This window comes from uncultured Roseovarius sp., from assembly GCF_913054395.1.
GTDB lineage: Bacteria > Pseudomonadota > Alphaproteobacteria > Rhodobacterales > Rhodobacteraceae > Roseovarius.
This window is the reverse complement of the sequence record NZ_CAJXIP010000256.1, coordinates 1-2,592: the sequence shown is the minus strand read 5'-3', so window position 1 is coordinate 2,592 and position 2,592 is coordinate 1. Positions and strand designations below refer to the sequence as shown.

General features: G+C 58.0%; 4 protein-coding genes. 3 read left to right on the top strand and 1 reads right to left on the bottom strand.

Features of this window, described 5'->3' with window-relative positions; genetic code table 11:
* Window positions 1-161: 161 nt before the first annotated feature.
* Window positions 162-968, bottom strand: coding sequence for an enoyl-ACP reductase FabI (gene fabI / locus QZ522_RS18970; RefSeq protein WP_294615310.1), 807 nt, complete (start codon window positions 966-968; stop codon window positions 162-164).
* 117 nt (window positions 969-1,085) lie between these two features.
* On the opposite strand from fabI, the gene pdxH reads away from it, so the two are divergent.
* From pdxH to QZ522_RS18955, 3 genes are all read left to right on the top strand, one after another.
* Complete coding sequence (gene pdxH / locus QZ522_RS18965; RefSeq protein WP_294615314.1) at window positions 1,086-1,739, top strand: pyridoxamine 5'-phosphate oxidase; 654 nt, start codon at window positions 1,086-1,088, stop codon at window positions 1,737-1,739.
* A 122-nt stretch (window positions 1,740-1,861) separates the two neighbouring features.
* Entirely contained in the window at window positions 1,862-2,398 is a 537-nt protein-coding gene (locus tag QZ522_RS18960; RefSeq protein ID WP_294615308.1) for a cold shock domain-containing protein, read from the top strand.
* A gap of 11 nt (window positions 2,399-2,409) precedes the next feature.
* Window positions 2,410-2,592, top strand: a 183-nt coding sequence (locus tag QZ522_RS18955; protein WP_365353963.1) for a DUF192 domain-containing protein, incomplete at its 3' end; no start/stop codon positions are given.

Here is a 2,592-nt window from a genome sequence, read left to right as displayed (position 1 = left end):
GTCCCAAGCCCAAGACTCGCCGCAATTCCCGAAGCCCGCCCATCTGCAAGCGCAGTGCGCAGCGCGAACAAAAGCGCGGGGCCGGGGCTCAGCAGGGCGGCGATCAGAACCGCGTTGAAGGTGAAAAGGTCGAGATAGGACATCGCAAGGCCCCGTCGCGATCAGGTCGCGTCGATATCGGGGGCGTCGACCGCCTTCATGCCGACGATATGATAACCGGCATCGACATGCAGGTTCTCGCCGGTGACGCCGCTGCCGAGATCGGACAACAGATAAAGCGCCGAGCGTCCCACATCGTCAATCGTCACATTGCGGCGCAACGGCGAGTTCAGCTCGTTCCATTTCAGGATATAGCGGAAATCGCCAATACCGCTGGCGGCCAGTGTCTTGATCGGGCCGGCACTGATGGCGTTGACGCGGATACCGTCCTTGCCCAGGTCCTCGGCCAGGTATTTCACGCTGGCCTCAAGGGCGGCCTTGGCCACGCCCATGACGTTGTAATGCGGCATCACCTGCTCGGCGCCATAATAGGTCAGCGTCAGGGCGCTGCCGCCTGCGTTCATCATCTTTTCGGCGCGCTGCATCACTGCGGTGAAGGAATAGACCGAAATATCCATGGTCATCATGAAATTGTCGCGGCTGGTGTCGACGTAACGCCCGCGCAATTCGTTCTTGTCGGAAAATCCGATGGCATGCACCACGAAATCAAGGCTGCCCCAGCGTTGCTCCAGCTCTGCAAACAGCGCATCGACCGATCCCATGTCGCTTACATCACAGGGCAGGACAACATCCGAGCCAAGTTGAGCGGCCAGAGGGGCAACCCGCTTTTTGAGCGCATCCCCTTGATATGAAAAGGCAAGTTCAGCCCCTGCATCGGCGCAGGCCTTGGCAATGCCCCAGGCGATTGATTTATCATTGGCAAGACCCATGATAAGCCCGCGTTTTCCCGCCATCAGATTATTTGACATTCCCAGCCCCCGGCCCAATTCTGCATTACCTGTCCTTTAGGCGATAGGGAGGGTTGCATCAAGAGCCGCAACCCCCAACATGGGCAGAGACCCCTGACATTGGGCATTTTCAGCACGATGCCCCCTGCCGATATTGCGGATTGCAGAGAGAAAAGAAGAAAGAAGACCATGCAAAGAGATGGAATTTTTGCGGGCGACAACCCGTTCGAGATCGCCCGCCGCTGGCTGGCCGAGGCCGAGGCTTCCGAGATCAATGATCCAAACGCCGTCGCCCTCGCGACCGTCGATCCGACCGGCCTGCCGAATGTGCGCATGGTCCTGCTCAAGGAAATCGCCGAGGACGGCTTTGTCTTTTATACCAATTATGAAAGCGCCAAGGGGAAGGAGCTGGGCGAGAATGGTCGGGCGGCGATGGTGCTGCACTGGAAATCGCTGCGCCGCCAGATTCGCATTCGCGGGCCGGTGGTGCGCGAAGCGGGCGAAAGGGCCGATGCCTATTATGCGTCGCGCTCACTCAAGAGCCGCCTCGGGGCCTGGGCCTCGGAACAGTCGCGCCCACTCGATTCGCGGGCTACATTGATGGCGAAGGTGGCCAAGGTCACTGCGCAGAAAGGGACCAATCCGCCACGCCCACCCTTTTGGGGAGGTTTCAGAATCGAACCGGTTGAGATTGAATTCTGGGCGGATGGGGCATTCAGGCTCCATGATCGCTTTGTATGGCGTTGTTCAGCCCCGGGCGAAACTTGGAGTGTTCAGCGCCTCAATCCCTGAATTTCACGTGACGTGAAATGCATGGCATTGAAAATGAAAGATATTTTTGGCTTGCAGGAGAGGGGCAATATAACGCAAGTGTTAACGCAGTCTTGGGGATGAAGACTGTTAGGTAGGGCATAGTGACGATAGAACATGATGATATTCGCAGAGTAAAGGGACGTGTTAAGTGGTTTGACCCGGTTAAAGGGTTTGGTTTTGTAGTTGCCGATGAAGGTGGTCCCGATATTTTGTTGCACGCCAACGTTCTAAGGAACTTTGGTCAGAGTTCTGTGGCCGACAGGGCCGCAGTGGACCTTGACGTGCAAAGCACCGACCGTGGACGTCAGGCGGTCACGGTCCACATGATCGAGCCGCCGGATGCCTCAGAGGCGGGCGGACTTGCCGATCTTGATGACATCGACCCCGAAATCATCCGCGCAGCACCGCTAGAGCCCGCGCGTGTCAAATGGTTCGACAAGGGCAAGGGGTTCGGTTTTGCCAATACCTTTGGCTGCGACGAGGACGTGTTTGTGCACATAGAAGTGCTGCATCGCTCTGGTTTGGCTGATTTACAACCCGGCGAGGCATTGGCGATCCGCGTGATCGAGGGTAAAAGGGGCCGAATGGCAACTGAGGTGTGCGGATGGGAAATGGCAGTAAAGGCGTCGGAGTTCTAGCGGCGTGTGTTTTGACCTTTGCCGGGGCGATGGCCTCGGCAGAGGAATGCCGCGACGACGTGGTGATGTTCCGAAGCGACGCAGGCATGGCGCGGTTCCGCGTCGAACTTGCCGATGACAAGGCCGAGCGCGCCAAGGGGCTGATGCATCGCAAGACGCTGTCGCAAAGTGCCGGGATGTTGTTCGTCTATCCG

What these genes read in the sequence shown, in the direction of transcription:
- fabI (WP_294615310.1), bottom strand. Translation starts at nt 968, where the DNA reads ATGTCAAATAATCTGATGGCGGGAAAACGCGGGCTTATCATGGGTCTT.
- pdxH (WP_294615314.1), top strand. Translation starts at nt 1,086, where the DNA reads ATGCCCCCTGCCGATATTGCGGATTGCAGAGAGAAAAGAAGAAAGAAG.